Below are 4839 nucleotides of genomic sequence, written 5' to 3' on the forward strand. Positions count from 1 at the left end.
ATGCCCCTGCTCCCAGATAGACACCCTCAAAAGGACTTTTTCATCCTCGACATTTCCGATGTGGTGCCGAAGGACGACATGGCCTCGATGGAGCATCCGCTGTTCTCGCTCGCAACCAAGCCAGACATGCGCCACCTCGAATATCGTGGGGGCGACAACCGGCTGAAAATCGTGCCGTCCGGGGTCGGCCTGCCCACGATCTTCGACAAGGACATTCTGATCTTCTGCGTAAGCCAGCTCATGCACCGCAAGAACCGGGGCGAGAAGATCGGCAAACGAGTGCGTTTCAGCGCCCGTGAACTGATGATCACCACCAACCGCAAGACGGGCGGGGTCGAGTATCAACGCCTGGAACAAGCATTTCAGAGGCTCATCGGGACAACCTTTCAGACCGATATCCAGACTGGGAACAAGCGCGAGACACGCTTTTTCAGTCTGCTTGAATCGGGCAGTGGGTTCGTCATGAAGGAAGAAGGCAAGTGGCGCCTCGACTATTGCGAAGTGATCCTGTCCGACTGGGTGATGCGCGCGATCGAGGGCGACGAGGTCGTGACGATCTCGAACGACTATTTCCGCCTGCGCCGCCCGCTTGAACGCCGCCTCTACGAGATCGGTCGCAAGCATTGTGGGGGCCAGCCGAAGTGGCAGATCGGCCTCGCCAAGCTTCAGGAAAAGACCGGCAGCAACGCGCCCCTGAAAAAATTCCGGCTGAACATCCGCCAGATCATCGAGGACGATCACACGCCGTTCTATCGCATGGAACTGACCGCCGAAGATCTGGTAATCTTCCGCCCGCGCTCGCCGCAGAGCAATCTCTCCCCCGAGATCCGACTACCGGAATGGGCTGAGGACAAGGCCAGAGCCATCGCCAGGGAGAAGCGCCGGGACTACCACGCCCTGCGCTCCGACTGGCTCTCATTTGCCAAAAGCGAAGCCGCCAAAGGCAACCCACCAAAGAATGCAGGCGCTGCCTTTGTAGCTTACTGCGGGAAGCAGAGCAGCCTGCGTTAACTGGGGTCGAGGTGCCTCGATCAGGTTTCCTTGGCTTTGCAGGTCGCAACGCGATAATCTGTTGCGCAACAGGCAATAAGAAACGGAGCGCAACGACATGAAGTATTCATTATCCGAGGCAGCAAAGGCCACCGGAAAGAACAAGACCACAATCCAAAGAGCTATCAAAAGCGGAAAGATTTCAGCAACAAAAGGTGACAGTGGCTCATATGAGATCGACCCAGCCGAGTTGCATCGTGTTTTTCCGCCCGCCGCTGCGCAACGCGATGCGCAACACTCGCAAAGCAACGACACGCAACAGGCAATTTCCGCATCCAATCACAGCAACTTAGAACGCGTTGTTGAACTAGAAAAAGCGCTGGCGGTCGCGCATGAGAAGACCAGCGGCTTAGAAGCCCAAAAGGATCAAATGACCGATACGATCAACGATCTTCGGAAGCGCCTGGACAGCTCTGAAGGGCGCATAATGGCGCTTTTATCTGACAACAGGCCTCAGCGCAGCTTCTTAGCTCGCTTTTTCGGCCGGTAAGCCCGCTCTCGGACAGAATCCTAGTTGCTCAATATGAAAGCCGCTACAAAACAAGCCTCCACTCGCCGACACGCCGCGCATTTTGGATTGCACCCCGTTTTTTCATACGGTGCAGATACGTTCTGAAGGTGTTTTCTTTCAAAGAACCGTTCGACTGGCGGGCAATCTTGTAGAGGTCATAGGTCTTTAACGGCTTGTCGGAGGCCCTCAGCGCCTCAAGAACGCTGTTCTCTGCCAAGACACGATTCAGGCTATTTTTGCGCGTGGCAAACTCCAAGCCTTGGCGATTTGCAGCAGCCTTCGCGATCTGACGCCGAAGTGCCGCCGCCTCGCCCTCCAGCTCTTTGATTCGCCCCAAGACCTCTGTGAGCTCTATGGTCAAAGCTTCTTCGAGACGCGAAATCTTGGGGGTCTGCATGTGTTTCACTTTCAAAAACGCAACAAATTGGCCTCAAGGGCAACTTTTTTAACACTATGTATTAAAACATAAAAAATCAACATATCCCTATCTTGACAAGGCGTCAAAAAAGAGATAGTCACAACAAACAATTGTTTGTTGTGACTATCTCTTTTCATTACACCCGATGGAACAAGTGTTGCGTTGCGTACGTACTATATACGTATAAGCAACCAAATCGCTTGAGAAAGCTCGTGTAGTAAGGAGCGCACCATGATCCAAATGCAGGAATATACCGCGCCTCACGCTGAGGCGAAGTCCGCACGGAAAGAGCTGAAGTTTCAGCCTTCTGTTCTTGAGGTAATCAAGAACGCCGCACGTAGTGTGGGCATGGACCCCACTGCGTTCATCACAACTGCTGCCCTTGAGCGCGCGAAGGAAATTGAGCTGGCTCAGTACACAACTGCGCTCTCGAACGAACAGTTCGAGGCTTTCACAGCAGCAGTTGACCAGGAAGGCAAACAAAACGATGCTTTGGCCTCTAGCATAGCTAAGAGCCGAGCATTGTTTGTGAATGACTGAACAAAAATACAAAATTACTCAGTTCGAAAAGGCGCTGCATGACCGCAGCGCCTTTTCATGTGGGGTCCCGCCCATAGATAACTGGATCAAGACCTCAATCTCAGATGAGACCAAGAATGATCGAGTGCGCCTCTGGTGTGGCACTGATCCAGATGGAACATTGTTCGGCGCCTATGCCCTCAACCCGCACAGCGTTGTGCCTGAAGAAGCTGGTCCACTTGCGCGCAGGAAAGACCGGAAACCTATCCCGGTTTTGTATCTGACTTGCCTAGCCATCGATGTCCGGTTCCAGAAAATGGGTCTTGGAGAAGCGCTAATGGGCCACGCAATCGAAAAGGCTGCGCAGCTTTCCAAAGAAATCCCGATCTCGGCCATTGTACTGGATGTATTCGAAGATGAAAATTTCGACCGTCGCTTAGCGTTCTATGCCCGACTAGGCTTCTCTTCGTTTGATCCAAATAAACCCGCTCGCATGTACCTGACCATAGCTGATGCTCGTGTCGCTCTAGCCGCTCAGGAAAAACAAAAAGAGAAGGCTACCCCATAGATTAACCCCGCCAGCCCGGCCCTCCGATATTCGGAGGTCTCCGGTTCGAGCTGGCTCCGCGCCCATTCCGACCGGCCCCTATATGGCAGGGGCGGGATGGACGCAGCCGCCCCTCGGGCGGCTTCTAGCAGGAGGTCCAGGAGGGCGCAGCGCCTCCGGCCCAACGGCAATTAGCGGAGCGGCTCGCAGAGAATTGCCTAGTGGGTTGTCATTTGAAATGACAATTCTCCCTCTCCCGGCTATCCTGCCCCCATGTTCAAAGCTGCTATCCGCGTCAACAAGCTCTCCACCATCGCCCAGCTTCGCGGGGCGTCCCTCCATGCACAGCGTCACGACGAGACCGGCAAGTCCCGTGTCCGAGACGATGCGGAACCCGGCTTCGGTCTAGCCTGGTCGAAGGCCGAGAACGACCGGGACTATCTCGCCGCCTTCAAAGCCCACAAGTCCGAGCTGGGGGCGGGTGAGCGGAAAGGCTCGCCGCTCTGCTTGCAGGCCATCTGCGTGGTCTCCCCGGAATGGGTGGAAAAGGCCGGCAATCTGCACGACCCCGACAACCCGCATAACCGCCAGCTCTTCGACCAAGCGAAGGCATGGGCCGAAAGCTGGGGCGGCGAGGGATCGGTGATCGCCACCCGCCTCGATCTCGATGAGAAGGGCGGGGCCGTGGTCGATGTGCTGATCTCCCCCGTCCGGGAAAGCCGGGGCAAGCCGGTGATCTCAACCAACAAGGCTCTGCGGGAGGTGAAGGAGGCCACCGGCGAGCGCAACGAATACTCCGCCTTGCAGACGTCCTGGGCCGATTGGTGCCGCGAAAATCTGGACGCCGAAATTATACGCGGCACCCGCAAGGAAATCACGCAGCGCCAGCACCTGTCGCCGGAGACCTATGGGGCGGTCATGGACAAGGCCCGTGAGAGCGTCAGAGCGCCCTCTCAGGGGCTGTGGGAGGCCATCAGGGACACCGACCTGTCAGAACGCGACACAGAGGCCCTAAGCGACCTCCTGATGCTCAAGGGGGAGATTGCCCACCACAAGGCCCAGGGACGCTCCTACGAGCCTCCTGAGGGCGCTCTGGCCCTACATCGCGTGGGTGGGGATGTGCATACCGATCCTTGGCCGCTGATCAACGCTGTCAGGTCGGGTGCTGAACGGGTGTACGAGGCCGCACATCGGTTTGGTATGGGGCTACGTGCAAATATGGATGATCGCTATGAAGCTGGGCGCGATCTCTTCCCCAGCTTATCTGACCGGATGCACTTGGCGGCTGTGGTGGCGAAGTGCGGAGCGTTCATGGCGAGGATTGAAGCATCGGTGAAAAATGTGCTTCGTTCTGATGTTCCTCAGATCGAAGAGAGAACCTGCTGGCCACAGGAAGCCGGAGCAGAGGTTGAGCGTCACGAGAGAAATCTTGGCCTGACAGCTCCCGCGGTTCGGGAGGAAACTTCGATAGAACGGGATATTGATGAAATTAACCGCGATGATCCAGAACGTGATCGGGGGCACAGCCACGGTCGCTGACCCTAGTGTTAATAGTGTTACCTACGGAGTAAGTTACGGGGCCAAAAATTGCCCATAACCTACTGGTGAAAAAGAAGGAAACTATCCACTGGGTTCCGAAACTAACGAATCTGGGTTCCGAAACTAACGAATCTGGGTTCCGAAACTAACGAACAGATTCAGCCTCAAATTGGGTCCTGATATAACGAACTTGACGTGCCTTTCGCTCTGCCTGATGCTGGTTCCAGATATAACGAACCAAGCCAAGGCGAATGG

At 55.7% G+C, this 4839-nt stretch carries 6 protein-coding genes; 5 read left to right on the top strand and 1 reads right to left on the bottom strand.

The genetic code is table 11. The annotated features are described in order from the left end of the window. Together ACF66B_RS20600 and ACF66B_RS20605 are read left to right on the top strand one after the other, a co-directional pair. Positions 1-1011, top strand: a complete 1011-nt coding sequence (locus ACF66B_RS20600) for a replication initiator protein A (RefSeq protein WP_111432143.1) — start codon at positions 1-3, stop codon at positions 1009-1011. Between the two features lie 97 nt (positions 1012-1108). Further along, entirely contained in the window at positions 1109-1540 is a 432-nt protein-coding gene (locus tag ACF66B_RS20605) for a DNA-binding protein (RefSeq protein ID WP_162683488.1), read from the top strand. A gap of 43 nt (positions 1541-1583) precedes the next feature. Here the strand turns inward: ACF66B_RS20605 and ACF66B_RS20610 are convergent, their stop codons facing one another. Next, positions 1584-1958 carry a hypothetical protein gene (locus ACF66B_RS20610; RefSeq protein ID WP_111432144.1) on the bottom strand — a complete coding sequence of 125 codons (375 nt, stop codon included), beginning with the start codon at positions 1956-1958 and terminating at the stop codon, positions 1584-1586. 252 nt (positions 1959-2210) lie between these two features. On the opposite strand from ACF66B_RS20610, the gene ACF66B_RS20615 reads away from it, so the two are divergent. The 3 genes from ACF66B_RS20615 (at position 2211) to ACF66B_RS20625 (ending at position 4584) form a co-directional block, all read left to right on the top strand. After that, a complete protein-coding gene (locus ACF66B_RS20615; RefSeq protein ID WP_111432140.1) occupies positions 2211-2519 on the top strand; it encodes a DUF1778 domain-containing protein in 309 nt (102 codons plus the stop codon). After that, the gene (locus ACF66B_RS20620) at positions 2512-3066 is read left to right on the top strand and encodes a GNAT family N-acetyltransferase (RefSeq protein ID WP_111432141.1); all 555 of its coding nucleotides are present in this window, start codon (positions 2512-2514) and stop codon (positions 3064-3066) included. Before ACF66B_RS20615 ends, ACF66B_RS20620 begins: the two co-directional genes overlap by 8 nt. A 252-nt stretch (positions 3067-3318) precedes the next feature. Beyond that, a complete protein-coding gene (locus ACF66B_RS20625) occupies positions 3319-4584 on the top strand; it encodes a hypothetical protein (protein WP_111432142.1) in 1266 nt (421 codons plus the stop codon). The last annotated feature ends 255 nt before the right edge of the window (positions 4585-4839 follow it).

This window comes from Amaricoccus sp. B4 (assembly GCF_043226085.1).
Taxonomy (GTDB): Bacteria; Pseudomonadota; Alphaproteobacteria; order Rhodobacterales; family Rhodobacteraceae; genus Amaricoccus.